This is a genomic window from Roseateles sp. P5_B10 (assembly GCF_056400485.1).
Map to the genome: position 1 here is coordinate 1 of NZ_JBFULE010001292.1, position 987 is coordinate 987.

The 987-nt window shown below is 66.0% G+C and carries 1 protein-coding gene; it reads left to right on the top strand.

Annotated elements, in window-relative coordinates; all coding sequences use genetic code 11:
* Positions 1 to 987: alpha-L-fucosidase (locus AC1DU6_RS32825; protein ID WP_477862463.1), on the top strand; the 987-nt coding region annotated here is incomplete at both ends.

Genomic DNA, 987 nt, shown 5'->3' on the forward strand with positions numbered 1-987 from the left:
GAACTGGGACCCGGACGCGCTGCTGGACCTGTACGTGAAGACCGGCGCCAAATACTTCGTCGCCCTGGCCAACCACCACGACAACCAGGACAACTACAACTCCAAATTCCACGCCTGGAACAGCCTGCGCGTCGGCCCCAAGCGAGACCTCATCGCCGGCTGGGAGAAGGCGGCGCGCGCGCGCGGCCTGCGCTTCGGCGTCAGCAATCACAGTGCCCATGCCTGGCACTGGTACCAGCCAGCCTACGGCTACGACCCCGAAGGCCCATATGCGGGCCAGCGCTACGACGCCTATCGCCTCACCAAGGCAGACGGCAAGGGCAAATGGTGGGAAGGCCTGGACCCGCAGGACCTCTACACCGGCCGCAACATCGTCATGCCCGACGGCTTCAAGACCATCCGCAGCGTCGAGGATTGGCAGCAGAGCCAGACCGCCCACTGGGACGAGAAGCCGCCGCTGCACAACCCGGCCTTCACGCGCAGCTGGTTCCTGCGCTGCCGTGACCTGATCGACAGCTACAAGCCCGACCTGGTCTACATGGACAACACGACGCTGCCGCTGGGCCAGGCCGGCCTGGACATCGCCGCTCATTTCTACAACGCCAGCATGGCCTGGAACGGCGGCAAGCTGGAGGCCGTGCTCAACGCCAAGGTGATGCCCAGCGAATGGCGCGCCGGCCTCGTCGAGGACGTCGAGCGCGGCTTTCGCGAAGGCATCGAGCCCCAGCCCTGGCAGACCGACACCTGCCTGGGCGACTGGCACTACAGCCGCGGCATTTTCGATAACCACCAGTACAAGCCAGCCAGCACGGTCATCCACCGCTTGTGCGACATCGTCTCCAAAAACGGCAACCTGCTGCTGTCGGTGCCGCTGCGCGGCGACGGCACCATCGACGCCGACGAGCAGAAGATCCTCGGCGAGATCGCCACGTGGATGGTGCGCAACGGCGAGGCCATCTACGGCACCCGCCCCTGGCGCATCTACGG